Origin of the sequence: Paenibacillus sp. FSL W8-0919, assembly GCF_038003785.1 — a bacterium.
Classification (GTDB): domain Bacteria; phylum Bacillota; class Bacilli; order Paenibacillales; family Paenibacillaceae; genus Paenibacillus_AQ; species Paenibacillus_AQ lactis.
The window spans coordinates 454,005-480,359 of record NZ_JBBOPV010000001.1; the positions used below are offsets into that span (position 1 = coordinate 454,005).

The following is a 26,355-nucleotide window of genomic DNA, read 5'->3' on the forward strand; positions in this document are numbered from 1 at the left end:
GATATTCGGCGACTGGCTGTTTGTACATGTGCTTGTAAGGTTTTAAGCTTTTTCTCATAAACGGGTCTGTCCCCGGCGATCCTGCAAGGCGTTTGCTACTTTACGGAAACGGCCATTTCGAGCTCTTTGATATATTGTTTGACAATCTCGCCGTTTCCATCTAGCTTGAATCGACCGGAGCCGTCATCTATCACTACCGGTTTGAACGGCTTCACCGTCATGGACTTGGCAGATTTTCCGACAGCTTCTAACACGAAATCGTAGTACATATCCCCTTTCGCATTGTTTTCGTCTGTGCCGGATCCGGAGATACGTTCGATGATACGGCCTTGATCGTCCACAAAATCAAAGAGTATGTCCTGATTTGCTTCCGGATGCTGCTTGTACCCCTCCATGATCAATTGCAGCCTGGACGAAGTCGATGTGAGTGTTGCCTTGTTCAGCTTGATGGTTACGTTGCCTGATGTTTTGGTTACATTAGGCTTGACAACAACCGGCTTCTCGGCTGTTTTTTGGACAGGAATCTTCAGCTTAAACGGCTTTTTGTAGCCTTCCAGATCAACCTCGGCGGTAAGCTGGAACTTATCCGGGAATGCTTCGAGATTGCCTCCGAGCTGGGAGGCATCCGTCAAGTAGATGACGGCCGTATCATTTCCTTTTGGTCCCCATACGAGGGTTGGTCTTTTCGCGTGATCGCCGCCGCCATACTCGTTAATCGATTTGCCGTTGATGGCCATCTTGATATTGCTGATCGATCCCTTGCCAAGCAAGTAGTCGCCTGTCTTCTCGTCAATTTTCCCTCCGACAAGCTTCCCATCAGATCCTTTCCCGCTGCGCTTAAGCTCAATACGGACATGGTTTCCGTCATACAGCGCTTTGGCAACGCTCAAGGTTACCCCCTCTTGGGTTACACGCTGGGATACCGCAGACTGTGCTTTCGCGGAAGGCTGAGTGGCTGCCTGCGCCGTCCCCCATGCAGCACCGCTTATAATCATGCCGGCCAAAGCCACGGAGCTCATCACTTTATATGCCTTTTTCATATTGATTCCTCCTGATTAAGTTTGTTATCGTCCGTATCATCTTTATTGCTGACGATCATCATACAGCTGCTTCAAGCCGGCCTGATCGACCGGAATCGTGATCTCAAGCTCGTCCAAGTACGTCTTTAATAAGTCCCCATTTTCGTCGGTCTTAAATGATCCGCTCTTTTGGGAAGGATCCGCGAGCTCGGGCTTAAACACTTTGAGCGTGATCGTTCGGGGAGCCTCTGCAAAGCGGTCAAACAGCAGCTCCTCCCGTTCTTGCCGGTGGTTGTCCTCCGAATATATCCCCAATCCGCCCACCGTTTCCAGAACTCTGCCCTTCTCATCCCACACCTCGAATAGCAGGGTCTCATCGCTGAGCGCTTTGTCCGGATTCGTCTGCTCAATGTTCATCAGAATGCCGGTCGTGATCGGCGTGAATTTAAGCTGCTCGAGCGTTAATTGAATGCCGTTCCACTCCCTGGTTTCTTTGAGAGGCAGGATGATCTGATCCGTGCTTTTGCGGACAGGAATTTCCATCACGAACGGCTTCGCAATCCCTTCCAGCGTGATGTTCACCGTCAATTGAAACTCATCAGGCATACGGATCCCGTTCTCGTCCAAGGACATGTTCAGCAATTCAAATAATGCGCCGTTCGGGTCCGAAGTCGGCTTGCCCGATAGCCCTGGTCTTGCTCCAAGGTCATAGTCATCAATCGAGGTGCCGTCGATTTGCATTTCGATCCGGGTAATCGCGCCTCTCGGATAGATATCTTTCGACGTATTGCCTTCCTGAATGGCCGTATGCTCCAGGATACCGCCCTCCAAGCCTTCACCCTCCCGTTTAACGGCCATGGACAGACGGGTTCCGTCATAGACGACCTCCGGTATGCTGAGCGTTATGCCTTCCTGCTCGGCGCTGACGCTCAGCGGAGTAACCAGCCCGCGTTCTTCCGCCGTCTGCAGCCCCAGGTCGTTAACCATCTGAAAGATGCTCCCGATCAGCGGGACCTTTTTGAGCGATTCCGCCATAATCGGCGATACATAAGCGCTGCTCATCACCCCGATAAAGGCTGCGGCCGCTGCGCCAATGGCGAAGGTACGGGCCCTGCCCGAGCGCTGCTTCCGGCCGGTTCTGGTCTGCATCGGCAGGTCGGCCAGCGATGCATAAACTTCATCCTGACGCTGCCGAATCATATCCGGCACCCCGGCCGCCAGCTTTTCTTTTCCTGTCTTCCGGAGTTCCTGGTCTAAGTCAAAAGGCTTCATACGCCAGCCTCCCTTCCCGTGATTGCTTTACCCGTTCCGCTAGAATCCCGCGCGCCCGGTGCAGGCGTGCCCGGACAGCCCCCTCCGAAATTTCCAGTATGCTTGAGATCTGCTTAATGGGTAAATCCTGAAAATAAAACAAATGAATGACGATTCGCAATGATTCATCCAGGTGATCGACGGCTTCACGAAGGTCCAGCTTGTGGCTGTCCCCGTAATAATCCGCGGAGCTGGCCGTTTCCGGAACCTCGGCCATGGCAACCGTTCGTTCCCGGCTGCGAAGCAGCTGGTTGCACTCATTGATCAAAATCCGGATCACCCAGGTTTTAAAATACTTCGGCTGCTGCAATGTCGACAAAGCTTTATATGCCTTCAGGGTCGTTTCCTGAAAGACGTCCGCACAATCTTCATCGCGTCTTACAATGGTCTTTGCCAAGCAGTACAGCTCGGGTTCCAGCTGGCGGAAGAGTCGAATAAACGCTTCCCGATCTCCCCGCTGTGCCCGCTTGACCTCCGATTCCATGTTCTGCACGATTTTATTCATCTCCTTTTGAGGGCCCTCTATAAGATTAGATGGGCTTGTCTTGCGAAAGGTTATATTTCGAGCAAAAAAAGATCGCCAGGCTCCTGACTCTAAGATCAGGGAGGGCGATCTTCTTGCGATCCAACCATATTCTGCTGCTTCAATTTTAACATACCAGCTATCAAAAATGTCCTAAACATATGAATTCATTCGTAAAGATGATCAAGGTTTAGAGAAGTACTTTCTCCAAAAGCCGTTATTGGTTGGTGTCGTGAGTTATCGGCGGACTGACCAGCCCGCGGGCTCGATATCAGTCTTCGATTGCCTGATATACCATGGTCCAGAAGTCGTGGATAAGATGCGCCGAATCCGGGGTGGACATCCCGACCTGGGTGAGCAGGATTCCGGTCAGCTGTTTGGCCGGGTCCGCGTACGCCGAGGTGCCGCTTCCGCCGTCCCAGCCGAACTGACCGATGGACGCATAGTCGCCGCGGTAGGTGCGCACCGCCATTCCGAAGCCCCAGCCGCCGTGCTGCCCTTGGCCATGCGACAGGTGGACGTTGTTTTTGGCCAAGTCGTCCCGGAATGCTTGCTGCTCGGGCGTGAGTCGGTTCGTGGTCATCAGCTCGACAGCGGGCCGGGACAGGATCCGTTCGTTCCCGTGCATCCCTTGGTTCAGCAGCATTCGTAAAAATGCGTCATAGTCGTCGACGGTGGAGAGCAGTCCGCCGCCGCCTGCTTGGAACGCTGGCGGCTTACTGTAGCGTCCGCCGCACGCCTCATCCCATACGATGAACTCGCCGGTCTGCGGATCGGGAACGTAGGCCGGAGGCAGCCGGTCAATTTTGCCTTCGGGCACGTAGAAGCCGGTATCCTTCATCCCCAGCGGATCAAAGATGCGTTCGCGCAGGAACGTCTCGAATGTCTGACCGGTAACCCTCGCAACGAGTACGCCGAGCACTTCGTTGCTCATGTGGTACTGCCACCGTTCTCCGGGCTGGTAGCATAGCGGGAGCGTACCCAGGCGGCGCATCCACTCATCCGGCTCCGGCATCTCCTGCCCTGGCGTGTCAAATAATCCATTCTCGAAGATCGCGTTTTGGATCGGGGAGCCCATTAACGTCATATCCACTCCGAGTCCGAACGTAGAGGTCAACAGATCCCGCACGGTGATCGGTCGCCGTGCCGGCACGGTTTCGTCCAGCGGGCCGTCAGGTCGCTTCAGCACCTGCCGGTTGGCGAGCTCGGGCAGCCACTTATCTACCGGGTCATCCAGATGCAGCTTGCACTCGTCGAGCAGGACCATCACCGCCGCGGCTCCGATCATCTTGGAAGTGGACGCCATCCGGAAGATCGTGTCCCGGCGCATCGGCGCGCCGCCGTCATGGCGCATCGTGCCGATCGCTTCGACGTGCGTCTCCCCGTTTCGGCTGACGAGGGCGACGAGCCCTGGTATCTTCCCGGAATCCACATGACTTGCCAGCACGTCGCGCATTCTGCGCAGCCCTTTGTCGGTAAATCCTTTGTTGCTATGTCCCATTGCAATCTTATTCATTTGATATCCCTCACTTAAATTTTTTTTGTAAATCCCATTGTTTTTAAACTACACTTTCGCCCGGCTTGGCGTTTTCCATTTGTCTTAAACAACCGTAACCTTGGACAGATTAGCCTCCAAGCCTTTAAGCGCCGCATAGGTCAGCTTATCCATCGTTGCGCCGTCAAAGCAGATGGTTTTGATGGCACGGTAATACTTCTTGGACAACGAAGATCCTTGGAAAGACGAATTCTTGATTACCGCCCCCTTGAACGAAACGCCGTTCAACCCCGCCTTGTCAAACCTGACGCCGATGAAGGTTTGGCCGTCAAGCACCAGCCCTGTCAGATCGCTATTTGTGAAGTCTGCCCCGTCGAACATACAATTTTCAAAGACGGTGTTTCTAAGATCGGTCATCGTCAGATTGACGTCGGTCAGCTTGGCATCCAGGAATGTTGCTCCGGCCAACCTCGACTTACTGAAGTCGGTGCGCACAAGGACCGTTTTATTGAAGCTTGCATTGGCCAGGTCAAGGGTAGACAGGTTGCAGTCCGTCAGATTCGTGCCGTCAAAATGGGCACCGTGTACGTCGCTGCTCTTAAACGAACTGCCGGTCAAATCAGCGCCCGAAAAGTCGGAACCCGAGAGCGAGCTGCTTTTAAACTGTCCATTGTGGGCCGTAACGCCTGCAAAGTCGCTTTTCGCCAGATTGCTTGCGTTAAAGCTTGTCACTACTTGCCGATCCTGCGAGTTAGAGGTTTTGGTTTGATTCATAAATATTCACATCTCCCTTATAATTAGTTTTCTAATGATCACTTTTGAGCCAGGTCACCTATTCATACCAACCGATGGTATGTATAGGCTTAAAAATAAGCTGCCTCTCGGCAGTTTAGTTTTCTTTGCTGACTTCTCTCGCTGACACTCGAAACAATTCCTCGTATCGTTGATACATTTGCTCATCGAACAGATCAAGCCCCAGGCCTTTCAATATTTCATCGAAAAATCTTACCTTATGCAGCATCATCTCGGGGGAAGCCTCAATGACCTCCGGGTTTAGCCAAATATTGGTGAGAATCACCAGGACTTCGCTAAGCTCCCTTGGATAGTCGGTTCGGATCGAGCCGTCCCGCATTCCCTGTTCGATAATGGGCTGGATATAGACGGGTACGGCTTTTTCGAGGATGTTCTCGATCTGGGCCGCCAGCAGCTTCGGATTACGCAAGAGGTTCGGCCCCACCGATGCCAGTTCGTTGCTGGCAGCATTGTCGAGAGAGGCTTGAGAAATCTTGCGGAGCTTCTCCAGTCCGTTCAGCCCTTTATCATCCCGGATGCCGGACAGCATCTCGTCAACGCCTTTGAACGCATGATCGATGACGGCCTGCCAGATCTCTTCCTTCGACTTGAAGTGATGATAAATTGCTCCTTTTGTCAGTCCGCCCAGCTCGTTGATAATATCCTGAATGGAGGTCTGCTCGTATCCCTTTTGCATGAACAGGTTAAGAGCCACGGTTAGGATTTGATTGATGGTTTCTTCCGGATATTTATTTCTTGCCATTCGTTTTCACCTTTCATACATTCGGTTGGTATGTATTGAATATATCCGATGAATCTTTTGGTGTCAACCTCTAATTCGTTATTTTTATAAAATTCTTTGTCGTTATGTATCATGAACAACTTTCGCCGGCTGCTGCACCATTAGTCAACCTTCCTGAAATCAATATTTGATTATCCGCCGTCTTCAGTAGGGGGTCGTGGGGACCCGCAAAAAGGATTGAAAACCGGCCTGCAGCAGGCCGGTTCAATGCTTTACGGCGTAAGAACGCCGTCGCCGATAATAATTCGCTGGGTCTCGCCATATTTGCCGGGAGTAGGAGCGATGATAAACTCCAGCGTGCGGACGCCGCTCACATTCACATCAAGGTCCAGCGGAGCGGACTTTGCCGAACTGAACGACAGTATTTTCAACACTTTTCCGTCGCCCATGACCTTGACCTTGCTGCTTCCGTACTCGCCTCCGGCGGTCAGCTTGTCGACTGCGGCTTTCGCGGTCAATCGCTTATATTGCTGGTTCAAGCCGACTGAAAAGGAGGGTGACTCGGTCCAATGATATTTCTGGATAAAGGCGATTCCGTCGGCGAACAGATTGCCGCTCCCGTCTTCCAGAAACGTATCGTTCCATTCATCGAAGCCTTCGGTGACGTCCGTTTCTTCGCCGGGAACGATGATCTGCTGCGTTAATAGTTCTTGGCCCAACGGAGCATATTCCTTCCCGGTCGCGAGGTCGATGTTTACTTGAACTCCCGCAATGTAAAATTTCAGGTACTTGGCTTCAGCTGGAATTCTGTGACGTAAATCGAACTGTACGGCAAACTCTTTACCCACCCCGGCGAACAGTTCCTCGTTCATCCAATTAGAGTCGAAAAGTTCATGGGACGGCACGTAGAGCGACGCAGGGGTTTCAAGACTGACATCTGCGCCCGACGTCAGCTTGCCTTCGACGGTTACCGTACGTTCCTGGATGGCGATCTTGCTGATCTCGACCGTCATCTTGCCGTTCACGGCGCTCAAGGAAGGCTGGAGCTCCGTGTCCGGCAACGCCGCGACCTCCTTGAGCGTTGCCGTCTCGCCTGCAGGTCCGATTTCGGCTTTTTTGTACGTTTCGTCTTCGTTCATACCGAATCGATAGTCGAGCCGGACGAGCGTGTGGGCCGGATCATCCGACACCGGCTGGTATGCAATGGTGTGGTCCGGAAAATGGCGGAACGTGGTGTCATCCTCGTCCAGCTCGACCGAACTGCCGTCACTGAATACGGCCTGGATTTCCGGGGCAACCTTCGTGGACGCAAGCCGGATTTCCCCTTCATATTTGTAAACCAGCACAAGCTCGTTCTGTCTTACCCCTTCGCCAAGGAACGTAATTTTGCCTGCATCATTTTGCAGGAGCACTACTTCCCGATTGTTGTACGTGACCGGAAATTCGATATACTTCGCTTTTTCCATCTCGATCCGGGAGGAAAAATCCTCCGGAATGCTCCCCACCACCTCGGAGAAGCCGTCCGCGAATTGTCGCAGCTCCGCTACGCCGCTTTCGGCAACATCAAACTCGAGTTTCCCGATACTGGCTTCGATCCCGCTCACAATCGGATCGATTCTCTTGGTTTTGATGTCATTCATGAATTGATTTCGCAAATCCGAGATTTCCTTGTACAAGGAGGTCGTTGAGAACTCTTCGAGGTTTGATTGAATATCGTTTAGCTCCCCGTTCATTCGGACGACTTCCTCCGCCTCTGCATTCTCGATATCGAGGCCTGCTACCGCCTTTTTCACTTCCTCGGTGCGCGATTTCAGTTCATCCAGTCGGCCCTTCAGTTCTTCAGCGTTCATCAGCAGCTCACTGGCGATAACGAGCCGTCCTTCGCCGTACTTCAACTTTTCAGGGTCCATCTCCGTTACTTTGCGGTACTGGGCAATGGCGGTATCCACGTCCAGGCTCTCCATCGCCTTATCGGCCGCCGCCATGAGCTTCTCGTACTCTCCGCCGCCGCTGCTGCAGCCGGCCAGCAACCAGAGGCATCCCAATATCCCGACCCATGCACGATTTCGGTTACGCATTCGGAGCGTTTCCTCCTTTCGTCCCGGACGCTGCGTTCCGGAACCGCCCTTTCCGATAGATGATATACGCCGCGATGATGACGGCCAGCAGCACGCCAACCCATACCATCCACGACCTATTCGCAGATGGTTCGTAGACGATGACCGCTTCATCTGAGGCCAGTTGGAGCGTTCGAGGCTTGCCTTCGGCAGCGGTTCCGCCGGTGGCATACAGAATATTGCCCGGCACCGTAACCGTAATTTCCATATCATCGTCCAGGTTCAGATAGACGACAGGCTTATCCGCAATCTTCTCGATGTCCCCGGGCGCTTCGACCAGCTCGTTGATCCGCTCGGGATAGAGCCTCTTCATATCCGCAACCGTCGCCAGCAGCGAGTCTTCCCCGCCACTCAGCGCGGTCAGGCTATCGAACGAAACCGTTGCGTCGACTTTTCCGTCCTTCTCCTTGAAACTGTCCAGCCGGATGACTTCTTTCCCGGCATCCGCGTTCGCGTTCGTGATCTCCTTCTCGAGTTCCTCCTTCAGTTCATCGGCGGATATCATCCCCGAAAGATCGACCGAAAACTTCCCTTTACCCGAGCCGTCATCATGGATGACGAGATCCAGCTTTCCGCATCCCGTCAAGACGACAAGCATCATAAGGGACAAGGCGATTACGATTTTTCTCATCTTCTATCTCCCGCCTATCGATAGTTGTGTACCAGCAGCTTACTCGATAAAGTACATCTTGCCGTCCACTTCGAGCGATACGGAAGATTGGCCTAGCTCCACTTTCATTTTTTTGGCATAATCGACAACCTGATTAATTGCGGCTTTATCCAGCTTCTCCGCGAACGCGTAGACAATCGTCACTTTTTCCTTGATCAGCTTCTTATTGTCGTCCACCCAGGCTCCCGTACCTTCAACCGCCGTAGCCCCTCCGAACCAGCCTGAAAACTGGGTAAGCGCTTGGTCGACGAACTTTTCGTGCGCCTCTTCGGTAATCGGAATATCGCCGTTCACCGTGGAAGGAACGTAAATTTTCACAACGTGCCCGAGTTGAAACTGGCCGTCCAGGGCGCTTCCGGCGGTGCCGTTCGCACCGGAGCTGCCTTCCGCTGAACTGAAAGACTGCTGCACGGGTACAACGAAAAGAGCCAATACGAAAACAACAGACAGCGCGGCAAGCCACATCTTCTTCATGATTTTCAGATCTCCTTTGTCAGGTCAAATTAAATACCTACCGGTCGGTATTTACTTCACCAGTATAGAATGTGGAGATTTCATGCACAATGGGAACTTAGTCTTATAAAGATGGCCGTTTGGTTCCAAAGATTGCGGTGGAATCGGACTGACGGAAAACGCAGCAATAAGGGTATGGAGCGAACAAAGTCACTCCTTCGTGAGACGATCGGTTTGTAATACCCCTAAAAAAACCTCCATCATATCTTCCAACGGTACTTGTTCGTCGATGTAATGCTGGATATTGTACCCCATAAACAAAGCGACTCCTACCGTAAATATTCTTTCGGAATCAAGAGTTTTGTTGATGAACCCTTCCTTCTTCATCTCGTCGAAATAGGGGATCAGATTATGCTTCCATTCATCGATCAATGCCTTCAGTTTTTCATGGACGTTAGGCAATTGCCGGGAAACCATCGCCGATTGCAGCAGAAGCTGGGAGAAACCCTTTTGATATGATTCTTTCAATGTCAGCTTGGATGATTCCATATAACTATCCATTAAGTTCTGATTCTTCCGGTCCAAAATATGCTGCAGTCCTTCAAAATATTCGCGAAAGCTTTCTCTCAGAATCCGGATCAGAAATTCTTCCTTCGATTCAAAATGGGCATAGAACGCCCCTTTGGACAATTGCGCTTTCTTGACGATTTGATCAATGCTGGTGCTTGTATATCCCTGCTCCGAAAACAAATCGATTCCGACCTCGATGAGCTTCCGCACGGTACGTTCGGACATTTCTCTGTGTTTCATTGCATACTCCCCTGTAAATTATTTAATATATCCGAGTATAACATAACGCGGTCCCGCCGCCGAAAGAAGGTCACATCAGGTCGATGTGCCATCACAAATTCTGCTGCCCCGATTTAACATAGCAGCTGCAAAAAGAAGCCAAGAGCACGCCTGCTCTTGGCTTCTTAATCACCAACAAATGAAAAATGAAGCTCCAATGCTCCATATGATTACGCTTGTTCGTTCCTAGACTTGTTCAGATTGCCGTTTCCCAAAAAAACGTCGGGGCGTCGTTCATTCCATCGCTTTTGATCATTGTGATATGCCTCCAACATGATCCTTTTGTGCGCCATAATTGCTTCCTGTCGTGATTTTCATCTCCGTAAAATTCTCAACGCTCTTGCCCTTTTCGTAAAAATAAGGAACATTCCCTTTAACACCATCCTGCGTATAGAAAGGATCGTCCTTTCGCAGCGGAAGCTGCACGTTCTCTCCCGTGCTCGCGGATTTGTAAATGCTCATGATCAACTCCAATGTGCTGCGGCCGCTTTCTCCGTCGATGAGCACCGGTGTTCCATGCTCGATCGCGCTCAGCATATTGTCGATCTGACCGGTATGGCCCTCGTACGGCAAATCCGGCAATTCGTCATAGTATTTCTGAATTTTCTCTTCCAGCTTCAGATCGCGTTCAGGGAATCCGTTCGGCAAAGAAATGGAGGCCGTGACCCGCCAAGGTGCGGAAATCCGGGCAAACTGCCCTTGGAAGACGTATTGCTGCTCTTCGCCGTGGTGAACAACCGAGCTGGTAAGCTGCCCCAAGGCTCCATTCGGATATTTCATCATCGCAATGGATAAATCCTCAACCTCCGCATTATCATGAGCAACGTTGCTCATATAGGCTTGTATTTGGCTTGGACGACCGAGCATCCAAAGCAATCCATCAATATGATGTACGGCATGATTTAGAGTAGGGCCTCCCCCTTCTTTCTCCCAAGTGCCGCGCCACCATAAGTCGTAATAACAATGGCCTCGCCACCAGAAAGAATCCACTTGAGCATGCAGAATCTTGCCGGCCATGCCGCTGTCCAATATGTGCTTCAGCTTCATAATCGGGTTTCTGAATCGGTTCTGGGCGATAACGGACAACAGCTTACCGCTATTCTGTGCCGCTTCGATCATATCGTCACATTCCTTAAGCGACGCTGCCATAGGCTTCTCAACAACGACATGGCTTCCTGCATTCAGAAAATCGACCGTAACCTGCGCATGAACATACGGAGGCATACAGATGGAAACGAGATCGATTCCGTCTTTGAGCAGTTCTTTATAATCTTGTACGATTTTGGCATCTAGTCCGTACTGCTCCCGCCTCGCTTCTGCCTTCTCGGGATAAAGATCGCATAGGGCAACAATTTTACAGCGGTCCTCGAATTGCAGATATGCTTCGATATGACTGGGTGAAATTGCTCCCGTACCTATAATTGCAACCTTTAACATACGTTTTTGCCTCCCAACTTTGTTTTATATAAAGAAGTGTAGCTGGGGCAGCCTTGCAAATGTATTTTGTTATGGGGGGAAAATAACGCTGTGTTGCGGATTGTATGGTATATTCAATGCAAGCACGAAGACGAGGAAGAAGGAGGCGAATAACTTGCCGTTGGTTGCAAGCGACGACAGGATCTCTCCCTTGTACTTTGCCTATAGACGTAAAAGCGAAAATTACGAGCATAAAGAGACTTTCCATTCCCACCTTGGACTTGAAGTGTTGTTCATTCATCAAGGAAGAGGAACCATGATCGTAAATAACATCAGCTATGAGATTAAGCCGGGCATGCTTTGTATTTTTCAGCCTTGCCAACTCCATCATCTAAAGCTTGAATACGACAACCAACAATGCTTCGAACGATCGATTGCGATTTTCGAACCGACCGTGTACGAGTCTTATTTTAAACAATGGCCCGCACTCCACGAATTTTACAATTTTATATACTTAGGCAATCTCCCCTTCCCTTGTCTCTATGAAGTCGATGACCCTTACCTGGACAGTGCATACAAGAGCATGCACGATCGATTCCCGACGCTGACCGGCACGGAAAAATATGAAGAAATTTCGCTGTTTCTTGTCGCACTGTTTCGCTCCCTGAAACAGATATGGGATAAGCGGAAAGAACGAGGCACAACATACCCAGCCCGCCGTAAAAATCATCGGGTGGAGCACATTTTGAACTGGATCGAAACGAACTATTCGGTTCCTTTCCGATTGGACGATATGGCCAAGTCGCTGCATCTGTCTCCCTACCATTTGTCACATCTCTTTAAAGAAGCGACAGGGATCAGTATCACGGAATACATTGCAGCCCGAAGGATTCATCAATCCATCCAGCTGTTAGCAACTACGAAAAAACCGATCTCACTCATTGCGGAGGAGATCGGTTTAACGAATAGCTCCTATTTTTGCAAATTGTTCAAGTCGCATATGGGAATCACGCCGCATCAATATCGAAAGAAATGGACGAGTACATGATTCTTCTGTTTAGATATCATAGTCAGCAACTACAAGAAGCCAAGAGCACATCCCTGCTCTTGGCTTCTTGTTCACCATTGATTTAAGCTAATATAATCCAAATTATTACGAAGTATGATTCGATAAGCCTTACTAGCTTCTTTCCAAACCCGGTGTTAGAGCCTCAACTTTTGCAGGCCAATCTATTTACGAACAACGGTGTACCCTTTGTCCTCCAGCAGCTTGACGATCCCATGCTCACCCAGATAATGGGCTGCACCAACCACGATGAAGTACTCTTCGTTTTTGCCGTTTTTCAGGTATCCGTCGATTTTCTCGGCCATTCCGATGTTTCGGTCAATCAGCATCGCTTTGTTGTATTCCTCATCAACAGCCATGCTGTTGGTGAACTCCAGCAGCGCCTCATCATTGCCCGTCTTCCACATTTTAGCCAATTGCTCCACGCCGTCATCCAGCACGTCGAAATTGTCCAAGGCGATGTTGAGATTCTTCTCCTGCAGCTCTTTGGAGAAGCCGTTAAACATGCCCAGCTGCAATTCATAGGATTCCAGCTCGATTACCGGAATTTTGCGTTCGATCGCTTTCTGGACGAAATACAGATCGATCCCTTGAGCGGCTTCATATCCAGCCTTCACCGCTTTCAAGCTGCTGATCGTGGATTCCACTACCCAAGGCTTGAACGCATCCAAGGCATTCGGCTTCATGCCGCTCTCCGTCAGGATTTTGCCGAGCTTGGCGTACGTCTCGCTGGACACATGATCCTTGAGCGTTGTTCCATCCTTATACATGCCCATATCCATGATCAGCTGCTGCTGCGCGTCGTCGGCTGCCTTGCTGACATCCACCTCGACACCGAGATAATCCGCTTCGGCAAAGGCTTCCTCAAATTCCGGACGCAGCGGGTAGAAGCTGTCATCCGCAATATGCATGGAGCCCACCAGATACACTGTGTTCCCATTGCTCTCTACTTCCCACATAAACCCGCGGCCGCCGGTCTGCGCGGTTTCAGTTGCCTTGGAAACCAGCACCACCGTGCGCGTTTTGGCATCCCAACGGACCTCATATCCGGCCGCATCGCCGACCACCCGAATTGGGGCATAGGTTACGCCATTGATGCGCTTGAGCTTGCTTTTCAGCGTAATCGTCTTGCCGTCCACAACGGCGTGAATCGTACCATCTGCGGCATTCTTAAGCTTCGCATCCATTGCCTGGAGCGTCGTTTTCAGCGGAACATACGTTGTTCCGTGATCGATGACCGGAGTACCTCCGGCATATGCTACGGTCTGATCATTCACCTTAACTGCCGGCTGCTTGGGAGCAGCCATTGCAGGTGCAGCCGCTGTGGTGATAATTCCCGCTGAGACGATGAGCGATAAGAGCATTCGTTTCCAATTTTTCATGTGTGGTTCTCCTTAATATTGTTGGTGTTGTGGGATTGCGATCATGGTTACATCTTATAAGCCTTCATTGCTTTGCGAAGCTCTTTAAAGGTCGGACGCTTGCCGTACATCAGCACGCCGGTGCGGTAGATTTTCGCAGCCAGCCAGCCAAAGATCAGGATTGCGACGAACAGAATCGCCAGCGACAGCAGGATTTCCCAGAGCGGGATATCTCCAAGGCCGATTCGGATCAGGATCGTTGTCGGCGAGATGAACGGAATGTAGCTGGATACCTTCAGCAGCATCGAGTTCGGCGTGCTTAGACTAAAGATTGCGATGTAGAAAGCGACGAGCGACAGCATCGTGATCGGCATAACCGCCTGGCCCAAATCCTCGGTACGGCTGACGATGGAGCCGATAGCTGCATACAGCACCGCATAGAGGAAGTATCCGAAAATATAGAAGATCAGACCGAACACGATCAGCATTGGATCAATGGCCGAGACATCCAGGTTCATATCCTGAAGTGCGCCGATATTATGCGGCAGCATCACGTTCACGGCAATCACGACAGCAAATACAGCGATTTGCGACAATCCCAGCAGGAACATTCCGATGACTTTGCCAAACATTTGGCTAAGCGGCGATACGCTGGTTATGAGGATCTCCATAATCCGGGAGCTTTTCTCGGTTGTAACCTCTGAAGCGATCATATTCCCGGTCCCCATGAGCGTGAAGAAGAACAGGATGACCAGTGCATAAACCACGATGTAGTTCATAACCTCGGAAGCTTCGTCTTCGGCAGCAGCACCGCCGGCCTTGCCGGCTTCGTTAGCGTCAATGCTGCGAGTATCGATCTGAACCGGCGTATTCAGCGCATTGATCTGATCATCCGTCAGATTCAGCCCCGCAACGATCGTCCGGGTTTTTGCAACTTGGAGCGCCGCCTGCAGGTTGGATTGAAGCTCCATGTTGATGCCCTCATCCTCCGAGCTATAGACAACCGTCGGGAAGGCATTGCCTTCTTGGGTTTCGAATGTCAGGTACCCCTCGATAACCCCGTCTTTAATATCTTGCTTCAGCGCAGCCTCATCATTTGCCTCGTATTTCACCAGTTCATACGTAGTCGGCAGGTTGCCCCATGTGGTCTGCAATTGTTCAGCAAGGGTTTGCTCTTGTCCGTAAACAAGGCCGATGCGTACCGCTTCGCCGGAGTCGTCCTTGTCGCCGGTAAACCATTGGATCAGGAACGGCAAATTGATGCCGATGGTAATAATGAGTGCAAAAATCAAGGTCGATACAAGAAACGATTTCGTTCTTGCCTTATTCATGAATGTAAATCGAATAACCGTCCACATATTATTCATTGGATTCACCTACCGCCTTTATGAAGATTTGGTTGAGCGTCGGCTCCTTCACTTCAAACCGATGCACGACGCTCTGCGATATTGCCTTATTCAAAATTTGCTGCCCAGCGCTTACGTCAGAGATCCGGATGGAATATCCGTCCTCGGTACGATTCACCGCCGTAACACCCGGTACCGACTCCAGTCCTTGAACCTCGCCCGATGTGCCAAGAATGACTTCCTCGCGCGGGTACTTAGCTTTGATTTCCTTCAGATTGCCTTTCACGACCGTGTTGGATCGATGCAGGATCGTTATGTTTTTACACAGCTCCTCGACATGCTCCATACGGTGGGTTGAAAATAGAATGCTGGTGCCTTGATCGCGAAGCTCTTTTACGGTGGATTTCAGCAGCTCTACGTTAACCGGATCAAGACCGCTGAACGCCTCGTCCAGAATCAAGATTTGCGGGTTATGGATGACGGCTGCGATAAAGCCCATTTTCTGCTGGTTCCCCTTCGACAGCTCTTCAATCTTCTTATCGTAATATTCCGGTACTTCGAACCGCTCAAGCCAGTACTTGAGGCTCTTGTCGGCGTCCTTGGCGGACATGCCGCGAAGCTGGCCGAGATACGTAATCTGCTCGCTGACCTTCACCTTCGGATACAATCCGCGCTCTTCCGGCAGATAACCCATAATATGTCTAAGTTCCTTACTGTAAGGCTTGCCGTTGTAAAGAATCGTCCCGTCATCCGGGTAGATCAGGCCGAGCACCATCCGCATGGTCGTTGTCTTCCCTGCACCGTTGGCGCCCAGGAGTCCGTAAATTTCGCCTTCCTCCACTTGTAGCGAAATCCGGTTCACCGCGGTTTTGTCCGCATAAATTTTAACGACATTATCCAATAGTAATCGTTGCATTTCTTATTCCCCTCTCCTATTTCTGTATGCCGGCAGGTTGATGGCCATCGATCCATAAACGAAGCACTTCGTCCAGCTCCAGCGAGCGGGTCTGGATAAAGGTCATTCCTGCTGACCGTAGAATATTCTCAACTTCCAAGCATTCCGTCGTCACAAAAGATATCGTTGTCGCATTCTCCTGCCTGCTGCTGATAATCCCCGGCAGTTCACGCACGATGGAGGCATCGCCTTGAATCCAGCATTCCTTCCAATTATCGAGCAGCGAATCCTTCTCGACCATGCCGAGCAGCTTGCCATGATGAATCAAAATCACGTAGTCCGCAAGACGCCGGATTTCATCCACCACATGGGTGGAGAGAATAATCGTCGTGTCGATGGACTTCATCAGCTTGTGCAGCTGGTCAATCATCTGCTTCCAGGCAAACGGGTCAAGTCCCGACGACGGCTCATCCAGCAGCAGCAGCTTCGGCCTTGGGGCCAGCGCAGCGGCGATCTCGAATTTCCGCCGTTCGCCCTTCGACATTTTGCGGAGCTTCACGCCGCGTGGAACATCGAACCTTGACATCAGCTCGTCAAAAAAGTACCCGTCCCAATTGTCATACCAGGATGCACGAAAGGTAGCCGCCTGATCCGCCGTCATATGCTGTTCTTCCACGCTCAGCTGCTCAGGCACAAAAGCCATCTGCTTTCGAACCTCGATCGGCAGCTCCTTCGAATACGATTCACCGAACCAGGTAACCTCCCCTTCATCCGGGAACACCGTCTGGATCATCATGTTCAGCAAGGTGCTTTTCCCCGATCCGTTCGGTCCCACCAGCGCAACGATATACCCTTGAGGAATCGATAATTGGATGGGTCCGATGGTTTTCGTTCGACGCCGTTTCATGACGTTACGAAACTCAATGACATGTGGTTCCATTCGTTAATGACCTCCCCGTGATTGATATCGTTCGCGGACAACTTCCATGAACAGCTCAGTTAACTCCTCTTGTTTCATCTGGACGGCAAGCCCTCGATCTACGGCCAGGTTTAAGGCTTCGATTACGGCATCGCGTTTAAATTGCTCCCTTGCCTGGTCGCCGACACCGGCAACGAAGGTTCCCGTACCCTGTCTGGTGCGAAGAAGGCCCTCACTCTCCAAATCCTGGTACACCCTGCGTACCGTGATCACACTACAATTCAGATTTCCGGCAAATTCCCGTATGGACGGCAATAATGTCCCCTCCTCGATCTGACCGCTGATAATGAGCGAGCGCAGCTGTGTCTCTATCTGGTGATATAAAGGCTCTGCGCTATTTTCGTTAATCTGAATCGGAATTCGCACCTTCTACCACCTCGCTTTTTCCATATCCTTATGGGGTCCCCCTATTTCTTCTGCTTATAAATCCAATTAATTACGATAAATCCCGGGTTTGCTGCCGGATATAGGTCAGTCTGCTCATCAGCAGCATTCCGCCTAATCCAATGATCAGTGATCCCCACATAACCGGGGATAGCAGCTTCCATCTCATGGCCGAATCCATAACGAATTTGAACATGCTGTATCCAAGCAAGCTGAGCGTACCTGCTGCAACGACCGTGACGATCATGAGTATGAGGGTTTTCCCCAGGTAAGCCTTGCCGCTCCCCATGTTCTCCCAGTAAATATAAAATCCAGTCAATAAAAACCCAATGCCGATCCAGCTGATGACAAATGCGGCGTAGCTGGCGATATCCACTGCCTCTCGCATTTGATTGGCGATCGCGTAGGCGACTCCGAAAAATACGATGCCGTTAATCACATAGGCGATGATCGCGTTAATGATCCGGCTGATAAAGATCGCATAGGCCGGAACCGGGAGGCTCCGGTAATAGTACAGCATCTGTGTGTAAGAATCCTCGTTGATATACCGGAACGACCTGCGATTAAACGTGAGGCCCATCAGCGGCGCGTAGAGGACTAGCAGAAAATCTACCAGCGGGTTCACATATTCGTTCAAATGCTCGAACTGCTCGTTCATGACTACGCTTGTCGCGAATCCCATGTATATCATAAAGATCAGGGTCCATAATATTTGAAGCTTATCGCTGGCAAAATCTTTCCTGACGATTTTCATCGCGTTATGAAGCATGTGCTGCAACTGGCCTCATCCTTTCCCCACATTAACCTTGTTAATATTTCGCGTTATGAATTGGTTTGATTGATCCGATACTGTGATTATGTAATGATCACTGTGCTCACTGTGTATATCTTTATACACAGTATACAGTGTGTATATAAACAGTGTCAATAGCATTTGTAAAATAATGTGAAGGCGACCGGAGCGACTGTACTCCCCGGGCTAATTTCCTGTTTCTTCCTTCAGCTGAAACCGCGAAGCTGCTGCACCTGCCCCCCTCCTACACCAAACACCCGCAAGAGTGATCCTTGCGGGTGTGCCTCCATTGACTCGGCTGCGGCTCGGTCGTCGGGCTTCCCTGCTAGAGGGGAGTACAGGCGCGGAGGAGACCTGGCGTTCGCCTTTGAAATCGGGAAACTCCATTAACCCTCATTAACGTTCAGGTTTCCCGATTTCAACAGCGACCGGAGCTACTGTACTCCCCGGGCCAATTGCCTGTTTCTTCCCGCAGCTGAAACCGCGAAGCTGCTGCACCTGCCCCCCTCCTACACCAAACACCCGCAGCGTGATCCTTGCGGGTGTTCCTCCATTGACACGGCTGCGGCTGGGTCATCGAGCTTCCCTGCTAGAGGGGAGTACAGGCGCGGAGGAGACCTGGCGTTCGCCTTTGAAATCGGGAAACTTCATTAACCCTCATTAACGTTCAGGTTTCCCGATTTCAACAGCGACCGGAGCTACTGTACTCCCCGGGCCTGCAAGCTGTTTCCTCTCACAGCTAACTCCCAGGCCAGCTGCCTGCCCCCTCAGCAACAAAACACCCGCTAGAGAGATCCTTGCGGGTGTTCCTCCATTGACTCGGCTGCGGCTGGGTCGTCGGGCTTCCCTGCTAGAGGGGAGTACAGGCGCGGAGGAGACCTGGCGTTCGCCTTTGAAATCGGGAAACTCCATTAACCTCATTAATAATTCAGGTTTCCCGATTTCAACAGCGACCGGAGCGACTGTACTCCCTGACCCCACTGCCTGAAATCCAGCCTTATAAATGTAAAAACACCCGCCAGATCGCTCTGACGGGTGTTCCTCCATTTATAAGCCAAATATAACTTTCCACACCGGCTGGGTGTGTCCCCCCGGATACATCAGGTAGAGCAGCGTGTATACCGCAACGCCTGTGATCGCTGTAATAAACCAGATGATCGAGGTCACTCGGCCCCATTTGCGGTGCTTCGCAAACTTTTCTTTGAAGCCAAGAACCAGCGTGGTGATTCCGAAGACGGCGGCCACCGTGGCCAGCACGATATGGAAGATCAGGAATGTCTGATAATACGGCTTCAGGCTATCCGGACCGCCCCACGAGGTGTTCCCGATGAACACCGTCCGGGAAGAATAAATAATAAAGAAGATGATAGCTGCCACGGCAGCCCAAATCATCGTTTTTTTGTGAGCCTCCCGTTTTCCCTTGATAATCAGTCCCCAACCGATGGCGACCAGCACGGCGCTGATCACGATGAAGGTTGTACTGATCGTGGGAAAGAGAAAGAACAAATCCATGTAGATCCCCCTTCAAAAAATAATCCTCATTATGCCTGGTTCAGCTTGCCCGGCGGAACCTCGGTAGGCAATGGATCGTCCTCCTTATTTTCACGCTTGTACCAATGGAAGAATACGTATGCGAGCATGGAAGCGAAGATAATCTCTTGGAAGAATTTCATGATGATCCCGCCGACCCGCTGGTCAATCGCAGGCTCCAAATATCCGAAATACTCCGGGCCTCCGAATTGAGTGAGCAGTCCGGACGTATCGGATACGCAGTATCCCATCGCTTTTGCCCAAATGGCAGGATCGCTGTAGGTCGCATACATCGGCTCGCTCGAAAAGATAATCAGCGCACAAGCCGGCGTCAGCAGCACCATATTGAGGAAGATGTATCCCATCTTCGCCAGCCCTGTCGTCTTGTCCTTTTCAGGGATCGGATTCAGAATCGCCCACCACATCACAAGTGAAGCAATGAACAAGATCAGATAGTACAGACGATGCACCCAGAAATTGAGCATGACAAAGTCATGAATCACTGGGAAGTGGTAGAACGAGAACAAGCCGTTGAATAAAATCGCAGCCACAACCGGACGAGTGAGGAAACCGAGCTTCTTAAACGGATTCACTCTATCAAAGGCGCGCCACATCCATACCGGGATACCCAGAATCAGGAGCGGAGTAGCCATCAGGTAGGACATTGCCATGCTGACCATATGAAACGAGAACATCGTATGGCCCAGCAAGCTGATCGGTCCGCCCTGGGCAAGGTAGAGCGTGAACATACCTGCAACGAATAAGGTCTTCCGGCCTGCCGACACCGGAGCATGGCCTTTAAACCGGCTGCTCAGCGGTCCCGTGAACAAGAAATAGGCAGCGGTCACAAGCAGCATGAACGCCAGAAACAAAGGACTCCATTTATCCGCAAAACTAAAATATTCTAAGCCCAGCATGCAAAAACCTCCCCATAACGGGTTAAATTCTAGTCGAAATTGTGACACCTTCCTACGACTTAAAAAAAGAGGGGGCTATTAGCCCTCCTCTTTTTCATTTTACCACCAAACCCAGAACAATGCCATGATGATACAGGTGCTTGCTACGAAGAAGCCCCCGATCATGAACACGATCGGCATCAGATGACCTTTATCCTTAAGGTGCATCCAGTACCCCATCTGCACGAATACTTGCAGGATCGCCATCACCAGCAAAAGAATGATGGTAAATGCAGGATTCACGCCGCCGGCCGCAACCGCGGCAAACGCGATGGCAGTCAGGATGATGGAGAAGATAAAGACAATAATATGTTTCTCAGGGCCTTCGGTACGATGGCGGTGCTTCACCGTATGCCCCTCATTGGATTGTTGATTCGCTGTCATATCTTAGCCCACCTTTCCAAGAAGGTATACGACCGAGAAGATGAACACCCATACAACGTCGATAAAGTGCCAGTACATCGCAGACACGTAAACCTTAGGTGCTGTCACGACGGTTAACCCTTTTTTGAACAGCTGAGCGATCAGCAGGCTGATCCACACAACCCCGAATGCAACGTGGGCACCGTGGAATCCGACTAATGTGTAGAACGAGGACGAGAATGCACTCGTCTTCATGTCGAACGATTCATGGGCGACATACTCATAGAATTCATAAATCTCAAGTCCAAGGAAGCCGAGACCAAGAACAACGGTAACGATCAGCCAAAGCTTCAGCTTCTCGAGATTATGCCGGTGCATAGCCTGGATGGCAAACACACTGGTCAGGGAGCTGACAAGCAAGATCAGAGTCGCTGCTGCCGTAATCGGCAGCGAGAACAGTTCGGCTGCTGTCGGGCCCTCGTTGTTCTGATGGCGCAGGGCCAAAAATGTTGCAAACAGCGTACCGAAGAGCACGGCTTCACCGCCAAGGAAGAGCCAGAAGCCCAAGACCTTATTGCGGCCCTCGAGCGTTGCCTTCTCCGGCTCGTGAGGAAGCTCTCCATTTACATGTTCAGCGTGTGCGCTCATGCTTTCCCCTCCCCTTCGAGTTCTTCAGTCTCGATGTGATAACCATGGTCATCGAATACGGAACGTGCAATCATTGCAGCGAACGTAATGACAAGACCGACAATCATAACGATGTATTTGTTAAAGATTAGGCTCATGAACGAATTCGAGAATTCCTCTGTGCTGAACATGAAGCCAAGACCCGCGATGAACAAACCAAGCGACATGACGAACGGAAGAATGCTTGGCGACGGCATGTGGATCGGGCCGAGCGGCTCCGACGGAGTCATCTCCTTGTTGCCTGCCATTTTCTCTTTCCAGAAAGCGTCAAGACCGCGAACAAGCGGGATTTGCTTAAAGTTGTACTCAGGCGGCGGAGAAGGAATACTCCACTCGAGGGTACGACCGTCTTCCCATGGATCGTTCGCAACACCGGAAGGTTTTCTCGCCGTCACGACGACGTTAGCCAGGAAGAGCAATACGCCGACGCCCATCAAGATCGCGCCGATTGTACTAATAAAGTTCAATGTGTCAAAGTTTTGGTTCGGCAGGTACGACACGATCCGGCGTTGCATACCGAGCAAGCCCAGGAAGTGCTGTACAAAGAACGTCAGATGGAAACCGATGGCGAACGTCCAGAACGTCCATTTGCCAAGCGGTTCGTTCAGCATCCGGCCGAACATCTTAGGCCACCAGTAATGAAGTCCGGAGAACAGACCGAATACCAAGCCGCCTACAATAACATAGTGGAAGTGCGCGACTACGAAATACGTGTCGTGGAACTGGAAGTCGGCGGGAGCCGATGCCAGCATAACCCCGGTCACGCCGCCCATAACGAACGTCGGCACGAAACCGATCGCGAACAAGTTCGCGCTGGTGAAGCGGATTTGTCCGCCCCACATGGTGAAGAGCCAGTTAAAGATCTTAATACCCGTAGGTACTGCTATCAGCATCGTTGCAATGGCGAACAATGCGTTCGCTACCGGTCCAAGACCTGTCGTAAACATATGGTGAGCCCAAACCATGAAGCCCAGGAAGGCGATCAGGATGGTCGCAAACACCATGGAGCTGTATCCGAACAACCGTTTACGCGAGAAGGTCGGAATGACTTCGGAAATGATACCGAAAGCCGGCAAAATCAGAATATACACTTCAGGGTGACCGAAAATCCAGAAAATATGCTGCCACAATACAGGGCTTCCGCCTGCCGCAACGTCAAAGAAGTTCGCGCCCAGCAACCGGTCGAAGCTGAGCAATACGAGACCTACGGTAATCGCAGGGAATGCAAACAGGATCATTGCCGATGTAATGAAAGAAGTCCAAGTAAACATAGGCATTCTCATGAAGGACATTCCCGGAGCACGCATCGTGATGATGGTAGCCAGGAAGTTGATACCGCCGATCAATGTACCAAGACCTGCTATCTGCAAGCCGATGGTATAGAAGTCTACGCCGTGCGTAGAGGAATACTCAGTTGTGGACAATGGCGTATAGGAAGTCCAGCCCGCATCCGGAGCGCCGCCCATAATCCAGCTAAGGTTAAGCAATAGTCCACCGAACAAAAACGTCCAAAAGCCAAGCGAGTTCAAAAACGGAAACGCGACGTCCCGCGCGCCGATCTGAAGCGGAACCACCGCGTTCATCAAAGCGAAGATGACCGGCATGACGCCGAGGAAGATCATCGTCGTTCCGTGCATCGTAATCAATTCGTTAAATACCTGAGCCGATACCAAATCGTTCATCGGTTTGATCAGCTGCAGGCGGATCAGAATTGCTTCAATACCGCCGATACCAAAGAACAAGCCGCCCGCTATCAGGTATAATATTCCGATTTTCTTGTGGTCAACGGTTGTAAGCCAATCCATTAACCCCGAGTAGCGCTTGACGCTATGGCTATGAGCATGAGCATGAGCCAAGGTTTGTACCCCCTTTTAAAGTTCTTGCTGTATTAATAATCCAACTTATAATTGGCCAGGTAATCGGCGATTTGCTCGATCTCTTGATCGGTAAAGCCGAGATCCTTCGGATTAGGCATCGTGTTTCCAGGTTTTACAGCCTGTGGCTCCGACAGCCATTCCACCAGGTTGTCCTTCGTCGGCTTCGAGCCTGGTTCGCCGCTTATATCGTTCAGCAAGATACTCGCTACGGTCTCACGTGATCCCATACCGGTCAAGTTAGGACCCACCGATCCGCCTTGGTCGCCCACAGCATGGCAAGAAAGGCAGTTGGTCTTGAACTTCTCGGCAAGTGCCGGATCTTCTGGAAGCACAGCAGGTGCTTTAAATGCTGCTACCCAATTGTCAAATGTCGCATCATCAACCGCTTTCACCCGGAATTCCATGAATCCATGGGAAGGCCCGCACAACTCTGCGCATTTACCAATGTATGTATCCGCCTTGTCGGCAATCAGGGTCATGTAGTTGACGCTGCCTTCTGTGTTCGTATCCATCTTGCCGCCGAGCGACGGCACCCAGAAGGAGTGAAGCACATCGTTCGTTTTCAATTGGAAAGCAATTTTCTTACCTACAGGAATGACAAGCTCTTGAGCCGTCTTAACACCGTAGTCGGGATAATTAAACTCCCACCAGAATTGGTGAGAAGTAACCTCTACCTTCACTGCATCCGGATTGTTCCAGTCGTTTTCGCCGTAAGCGAACACCTTTTGAATAGTAGGAATTGCAAGCACGAGCACCAGGAGCAGCGGAATAGCCGTCCAAATAATCTCAAGCTTGTGGTTCCCTTCGACTTGCTCCGGAATCTTATCCTGTCCCTTTTTCTTGCGGAATTTAACAAGCACGTACGCGGCGATGCCAAATACAACGACCATTACGACGATCATAATCGAAATGGCCAGCTTAATTAAATCCAATTGACCCTGCGCCACCGGACCTTGAGGTCTAAGGACCGACAAATCCTCCCGGCCGCATCCGGATAACACCAAAGCAAACATGGCCAACAAGGGAAGAAGACGCTTTACAGCCTGCCACCGTTTCATCATTGATCTACCCCACTTTTCCGATTTTCGTAGACTACCATCCGGCGCAAACAGCGGTAATCTACCTGCACAATCACGGATGAAGTAATCCTGTCAATTAAAGCAATCACTTATTAAATATAAGTTCACGGGTTGCTTTTGTCAATCATTCACAGGGAGTTCACAAATTGTTCGAAAAGTCGTCAAAGTCCCGCCGTTACTGAATTTGCAATCGCTTTCACGGCTTATCTCCCATCCCGTGCCCTATGGTTCGACAATCTTCACCGGAGCTTGTACGACAACGTTCTATGCATTATATACAGTCATTTCTCCGTTTTGAATCGACCATCGAAAAGGAGGTCCCTTAAGCAAGCCATCTCCGGCCAGCAAGGTTCCTCCTATCATTATGCGATATTTTTCCGAATCTTAATCCGTCAGAACGAACGGACCTTCCTTCGTGATGGCGATCGTATGCTCATACTGAACGCCGATCGACCCGTCCGCGCTCGATATCGTCCAGCCGTCGTCCCCCCAGAATACCGCACCGGAGGACCCTAACGTAAACACCGGCTCGATTGTAATGACCATCCCCGCCTTCAGCTTTAATCCTCTGCCTAATGTGCCATAGCTGGGGACATCCGGCGGTTCATGAAGCTGCCGTCCGATCCCGTGCCCGACCAAAGACATCACGATCCCGTAGCCTTCCCTCTGCGCAACCTCTTGGATCGCATGCCCGATATTCCCCATGGCGGCCCCGGGTCTTGCCTGCTCAATTCCCTTGAATAGGGCTTCATGCGTTCGCTTCATCAGCTTCATGACAGCAGGATTGACTTGGCCAACCGCATAAGTCCAGCCCGAGTCCGCCAGCCAGCCATTCTTGTTCACGACCATATCGATCGTCACGACGTCTCCCTCCCGCAGCGGCCGGTCATCCGGAAACCCATGACACACCACCTCGTTAACCGAAGCACATGTGGCATAAGGAAATCCTTTATACCCCTTCTGTTCGGGAGTCGCCCCCTTTTTCTTTAGAAAGTCCTCTACACGCCCATCAATCTCCAACGTGCTCACGCCCGGCTTGATGTGCTTTGCAATCTCCCGGTGGCATGCCGCAAGTATGCGGCCGGCTTCCCGCATATATCCGATCTCTTCGGCGCTCTTCAGCTGTATTCTCACATCCGCCCACTCCCTTATATGGCTTCGCCAACTGCTATCAATATATGTCCGGGACTAAGCGATAATTAACCGCAGGGATGAAAAGCCTCGAATGCCTATCTTGGATGGATATTCTCTGAAGGCCCGTTCCCGTCTTATAAAAGAGCCAGCTGTGCACAGCCTTTACGGAGGACGACTTAAGCCCCAATAAGCAAAAAAACCGCCTTCGGGTAATACCCGAAAACGGTTTAACCATATACGTAGTAACAAGGTGAAACATGCTAATAGCGATATTTCTATCGTTCAGGTGCGCTAACGGTCAGGATACGGAGGAATTCATCTTCCCAAGCTCATGCTCGACGACGAGGGTGAGCTCTTCTTCATAACCTCCCATAATATGGTATTTCCGGACATACTCCTTTACAAATTTTTTCGGATCTTTAGGCCGGAAAATTCGTGTCATTTCCCGCAGACTTTCCTTAACCTCATTGTGACCTTTCGTTGCCATGATGGATCCCTCCTAAAACGTGTGGAATTAA

26 protein-coding genes are annotated in these 26,355 nt (G+C 51.0%); 1 reads left to right on the forward strand and 25 read right to left on the reverse strand.

Features of this window, described 5'->3' with window-relative positions; translation table 11 throughout:
* Positions 1-95: 95 nt before the first annotated feature.
* The 11 genes from NST44_RS01890 to NST44_RS01940 form a co-directional block, all read right to left on the reverse strand.
* Positions 96-1,040 (reverse strand): DUF5643 domain-containing protein, encoded by a 945-nt coding sequence (locus NST44_RS01890; RefSeq protein ID WP_340897553.1) that lies wholly within the window; start codon positions 1,038-1,040, stop codon positions 96-98.
* 42 nt (positions 1,041-1,082) lie between these two features.
* Positions 1,083-2,291 (reverse strand): DUF4179 domain-containing protein, encoded by a 1,209-nt coding sequence (locus NST44_RS01895; RefSeq protein WP_007132511.1) that lies wholly within the window; start codon positions 2,289-2,291, stop codon positions 1,083-1,085.
* Positions 2,278-2,814 carry a sigma-70 family RNA polymerase sigma factor gene (locus tag NST44_RS01900; protein WP_223260682.1) on the reverse strand — a complete coding sequence of 179 codons (537 nt, stop codon included), beginning with the start codon at positions 2,812-2,814 and terminating at the stop codon, positions 2,278-2,280. The genes NST44_RS01895 and NST44_RS01900 overlap by 14 nt, the downstream gene beginning before the upstream one ends.
* A gap of 310 nt (positions 2,815-3,124) precedes the next feature.
* Positions 3,125-4,354, reverse strand: a complete 1,230-nt coding sequence (locus tag NST44_RS01905; RefSeq protein ID WP_340901407.1) for a serine hydrolase domain-containing protein — start codon at positions 4,352-4,354, stop codon at positions 3,125-3,127.
* A gap of 99 nt (positions 4,355-4,453) precedes the next feature.
* Positions 4,454-5,122 (reverse strand): pentapeptide repeat-containing protein, encoded by a 669-nt coding sequence (locus NST44_RS01910; protein WP_084047061.1) that lies wholly within the window; start codon positions 5,120-5,122, stop codon positions 4,454-4,456.
* Between the two features lie 115 nt (positions 5,123-5,237).
* Positions 5,238-5,903, reverse strand: a complete 666-nt coding sequence (locus tag NST44_RS01915; protein ID WP_007132516.1) for a TetR/AcrR family transcriptional regulator — start codon at positions 5,901-5,903, stop codon at positions 5,238-5,240.
* A gap of 251 nt (positions 5,904-6,154) precedes the next feature.
* The gene (locus tag NST44_RS01920; protein WP_007132517.1) at positions 6,155-7,960 is read right to left on the reverse strand and encodes an NPCBM/NEW2 domain-containing protein; all 1,806 of its coding nucleotides are present in this window, start codon (positions 7,958-7,960) and stop codon (positions 6,155-6,157) included.
* Positions 7,953-8,630: a hypothetical protein gene (locus tag NST44_RS01925; RefSeq protein ID WP_007132518.1), complete on the reverse strand. Its 678-nt coding sequence runs from the start codon at positions 8,628-8,630 to the stop codon at positions 7,953-7,955. The genes NST44_RS01920 and NST44_RS01925 overlap by 8 nt, the downstream gene beginning before the upstream one ends.
* 39 nt (positions 8,631-8,669) lie before the next feature.
* Positions 8,670-9,143, reverse strand: coding sequence for a DUF3574 domain-containing protein (locus NST44_RS01930; RefSeq protein ID WP_340897558.1), 474 nt, complete (start codon positions 9,141-9,143; stop codon positions 8,670-8,672).
* A 189-nt stretch (positions 9,144-9,332) separates the two neighbouring features.
* On the reverse strand, positions 9,333-9,932 hold the full coding sequence (locus tag NST44_RS01935) for a TetR/AcrR family transcriptional regulator (protein ID WP_144869941.1): 600 nt from the start codon (positions 9,930-9,932) through the stop codon (positions 9,333-9,335).
* A 291-nt stretch (positions 9,933-10,223) separates the two neighbouring features.
* A complete protein-coding gene (locus NST44_RS01940) occupies positions 10,224-11,408 on the reverse strand; it encodes a Gfo/Idh/MocA family protein (RefSeq protein ID WP_007132521.1) in 1,185 nt (394 codons plus the stop codon).
* A 154-nt stretch (positions 11,409-11,562) separates the two neighbouring features.
* On the opposite strand from NST44_RS01940, the gene NST44_RS01945 reads away from it, so the two are divergent.
* Positions 11,563-12,435 carry an AraC family transcriptional regulator gene (locus NST44_RS01945; protein WP_007132522.1) on the forward strand — a complete coding sequence of 291 codons (873 nt, stop codon included), beginning with the start codon at positions 11,563-11,565 and terminating at the stop codon, positions 12,433-12,435.
* Between the two features lie 182 nt (positions 12,436-12,617).
* On the opposite strand, the gene NST44_RS01950 is transcribed toward NST44_RS01945, so the two are convergent.
* From NST44_RS01950 to NST44_RS02015, 14 genes are all read right to left on the reverse strand, one after another.
* Positions 12,618-13,835 (reverse strand): TraB/GumN family protein, encoded by a 1,218-nt coding sequence (locus NST44_RS01950; protein ID WP_007132523.1) that lies wholly within the window; start codon positions 13,833-13,835, stop codon positions 12,618-12,620.
* Positions 13,836-13,882: 47 nt separating this feature from the next.
* Complete coding sequence (locus tag NST44_RS01955; RefSeq protein WP_007132524.1) at positions 13,883-15,181, reverse strand: ABC transporter permease; 1,299 nt, start codon at positions 15,179-15,181, stop codon at positions 13,883-13,885.
* Positions 15,174-16,076, reverse strand: a complete 903-nt coding sequence (locus NST44_RS01960) for an ABC transporter ATP-binding protein (RefSeq protein WP_007132525.1) — start codon at positions 16,074-16,076, stop codon at positions 15,174-15,176. Before NST44_RS01960 ends, NST44_RS01955 begins: the two co-directional genes overlap by 8 nt.
* A gap of 16 nt (positions 16,077-16,092) precedes the next feature.
* On the reverse strand, positions 16,093-16,995 hold the full coding sequence (locus NST44_RS01965) for an ABC transporter ATP-binding protein (protein ID WP_340897564.1): 903 nt from the start codon (positions 16,993-16,995) through the stop codon (positions 16,093-16,095).
* Positions 16,996-16,998: 3 nt separating this feature from the next.
* Complete coding sequence (locus NST44_RS01970; RefSeq protein ID WP_028407361.1) at positions 16,999-17,400, reverse strand: GntR family transcriptional regulator; 402 nt, start codon at positions 17,398-17,400, stop codon at positions 16,999-17,001.
* A gap of 70 nt (positions 17,401-17,470) precedes the next feature.
* The gene (locus tag NST44_RS01975; RefSeq protein WP_007132528.1) at positions 17,471-18,187 is read right to left on the reverse strand and encodes a hypothetical protein; all 717 of its coding nucleotides are present in this window, start codon (positions 18,185-18,187) and stop codon (positions 17,471-17,473) included.
* 1,071 nt (positions 18,188-19,258) lie between these two features.
* The gene (locus NST44_RS01980; protein ID WP_028407359.1) at positions 19,259-19,723 is read right to left on the reverse strand and encodes a DUF420 domain-containing protein; all 465 of its coding nucleotides are present in this window, start codon (positions 19,721-19,723) and stop codon (positions 19,259-19,261) included.
* A gap of 29 nt (positions 19,724-19,752) precedes the next feature.
* Positions 19,753-20,658 carry a cytochrome c oxidase assembly factor CtaG gene (ctaG, locus tag NST44_RS01985; protein WP_007130409.1) on the reverse strand — a complete coding sequence of 302 codons (906 nt, stop codon included), beginning with the start codon at positions 20,656-20,658 and terminating at the stop codon, positions 19,753-19,755.
* Between the two features lie 99 nt (positions 20,659-20,757).
* Positions 20,758-21,081, reverse strand: a complete 324-nt coding sequence (locus tag NST44_RS01990; protein ID WP_007130410.1) for a cytochrome C oxidase subunit IV family protein — start codon at positions 21,079-21,081, stop codon at positions 20,758-20,760.
* A 3-nt stretch (positions 21,082-21,084) separates the two neighbouring features.
* Positions 21,085-21,708 (reverse strand): cytochrome (ubi)quinol oxidase subunit III, encoded by a 624-nt coding sequence (locus tag NST44_RS01995; protein WP_028407358.1) that lies wholly within the window; start codon positions 21,706-21,708, stop codon positions 21,085-21,087.
* Positions 21,705-23,552 carry a cytochrome c oxidase subunit I gene (gene ctaD, locus NST44_RS02000; RefSeq protein ID WP_050954040.1) on the reverse strand — a complete coding sequence of 616 codons (1,848 nt, stop codon included), beginning with the start codon at positions 23,550-23,552 and terminating at the stop codon, positions 21,705-21,707. Before ctaD ends, NST44_RS01995 begins: the two co-directional genes overlap by 4 nt.
* Before the next feature lie 83 nt (positions 23,553-23,635).
* Positions 23,636-24,685 carry a cytochrome c oxidase subunit II gene (gene coxB, locus NST44_RS02005; protein WP_144869931.1) on the reverse strand — a complete coding sequence of 350 codons (1,050 nt, stop codon included), beginning with the start codon at positions 24,683-24,685 and terminating at the stop codon, positions 23,636-23,638.
* Positions 24,686-25,087: 402 nt separating this feature from the next.
* A complete protein-coding gene (map, locus tag NST44_RS02010) occupies positions 25,088-25,837 on the reverse strand; it encodes a type I methionyl aminopeptidase (protein WP_007130414.1) in 750 nt (249 codons plus the stop codon).
* Positions 25,838-26,135: 298 nt separating this feature from the next.
* Complete coding sequence (locus NST44_RS02015) at positions 26,136-26,324, reverse strand: hypothetical protein (RefSeq protein WP_007130415.1); 189 nt, start codon at positions 26,322-26,324, stop codon at positions 26,136-26,138.
* Between the last annotated feature and the right edge of the window lie 31 nt (positions 26,325-26,355).

What these genes read in the sequence shown, in the direction of transcription:
- NST44_RS01930 (WP_340897558.1), bottom strand. Translation starts at nt 9,143, where the DNA reads ATGAAGAAGATGTGGCTTGCCGCGCTGTCTGTTGTTTTCGTATTGGCT.
- NST44_RS01975 (WP_007132528.1), bottom strand. Translation starts at nt 18,187, where the DNA reads ATGCTTCATAACGCGATGAAAATCGTCAGGAAAGATTTTGCCAGCGAT.
- NST44_RS01915 (WP_007132516.1), bottom strand. Translation starts at nt 5,903, where the DNA reads ATGGCAAGAAATAAATATCCGGAAGAAACCATCAATCAAATCCTAACC.
- NST44_RS01935 (WP_144869941.1), bottom strand. Translation starts at nt 9,932, where the DNA reads ATGAAACACAGAGAAATGTCCGAACGTACCGTGCGGAAGCTCATCGAG.
- ctaG (WP_007130409.1), bottom strand. Translation starts at nt 20,658, where the DNA reads ATGCTGGGCTTAGAATATTTTAGTTTTGCGGATAAATGGAGTCCTTTG.
- NST44_RS01900 (WP_223260682.1), bottom strand. Translation starts at nt 2,814, where the DNA reads ATGGAATCGGAGGTCAAGCGGGCACAGCGGGGAGATCGGGAAGCGTTT.
- ctaD (WP_050954040.1), bottom strand. Translation starts at nt 23,552, where the DNA reads ATGGATTGGCTTACAACCGTTGACCACAAGAAAATCGGAATATTATAC.
- NST44_RS01965 (WP_340897564.1), bottom strand. Translation starts at nt 16,995, where the DNA reads ATGGAACCACATGTCATTGAGTTTCGTAACGTCATGAAACGGCGTCGA.
- NST44_RS01920 (WP_007132517.1), bottom strand. Translation starts at nt 7,960, where the DNA reads ATGCGTAACCGAAATCGTGCATGGGTCGGGATATTGGGATGCCTCTGG.
- NST44_RS01950 (WP_007132523.1), bottom strand. Translation starts at nt 13,835, where the DNA reads ATGAAAAATTGGAAACGAATGCTCTTATCGCTCATCGTCTCAGCGGGA.
- NST44_RS01960 (WP_007132525.1), bottom strand. Translation starts at nt 16,076, where the DNA reads ATGCAACGATTACTATTGGATAATGTCGTTAAAATTTATGCGGACAAA.
- coxB (WP_144869931.1), bottom strand. Translation starts at nt 24,685, where the DNA reads ATGATGAAACGGTGGCAGGCTGTAAAGCGTCTTCTTCCCTTGTTGGCC.
- NST44_RS01940 (WP_007132521.1), bottom strand. Translation starts at nt 11,408, where the DNA reads ATGTTAAAGGTTGCAATTATAGGTACGGGAGCAATTTCACCCAGTCAT.
- NST44_RS01925 (WP_007132518.1), bottom strand. Translation starts at nt 8,630, where the DNA reads ATGAGAAAAATCGTAATCGCCTTGTCCCTTATGATGCTTGTCGTCTTG.
- NST44_RS02015 (WP_007130415.1), bottom strand. Translation starts at nt 26,324, where the DNA reads ATGGCAACGAAAGGTCACAATGAGGTTAAGGAAAGTCTGCGGGAAATG.
- NST44_RS01905 (WP_340901407.1), bottom strand. Translation starts at nt 4,354, where the DNA reads ATGGGACATAGCAACAAAGGATTTACCGACAAAGGGCTGCGCAGAATG.
- NST44_RS01995 (WP_028407358.1), bottom strand. Translation starts at nt 21,708, where the DNA reads ATGAGCGCACACGCTGAACATGTAAATGGAGAGCTTCCTCACGAGCCG.
- NST44_RS01990 (WP_007130410.1), bottom strand. Translation starts at nt 21,081, where the DNA reads ATGACAGCGAATCAACAATCCAATGAGGGGCATACGGTGAAGCACCGC.
- NST44_RS01890 (WP_340897553.1), bottom strand. Translation starts at nt 1,040, where the DNA reads ATGAAAAAGGCATATAAAGTGATGAGCTCCGTGGCTTTGGCCGGCATG.
- NST44_RS01955 (WP_007132524.1), bottom strand. Translation starts at nt 15,181, where the DNA reads ATGAATAATATGTGGACGGTTATTCGATTTACATTCATGAATAAGGCA.
- NST44_RS01910 (WP_084047061.1), bottom strand. Translation starts at nt 5,122, where the DNA reads ATGAATCAAACCAAAACCTCTAACTCGCAGGATCGGCAAGTAGTGACA.
- NST44_RS01980 (WP_028407359.1), bottom strand. Translation starts at nt 19,723, where the DNA reads ATGGATTTGTTCTTTCTCTTTCCCACGATCAGTACAACCTTCATCGTG.
- NST44_RS01895 (WP_007132511.1), bottom strand. Translation starts at nt 2,291, where the DNA reads ATGAAGCCTTTTGACTTAGACCAGGAACTCCGGAAGACAGGAAAAGAA.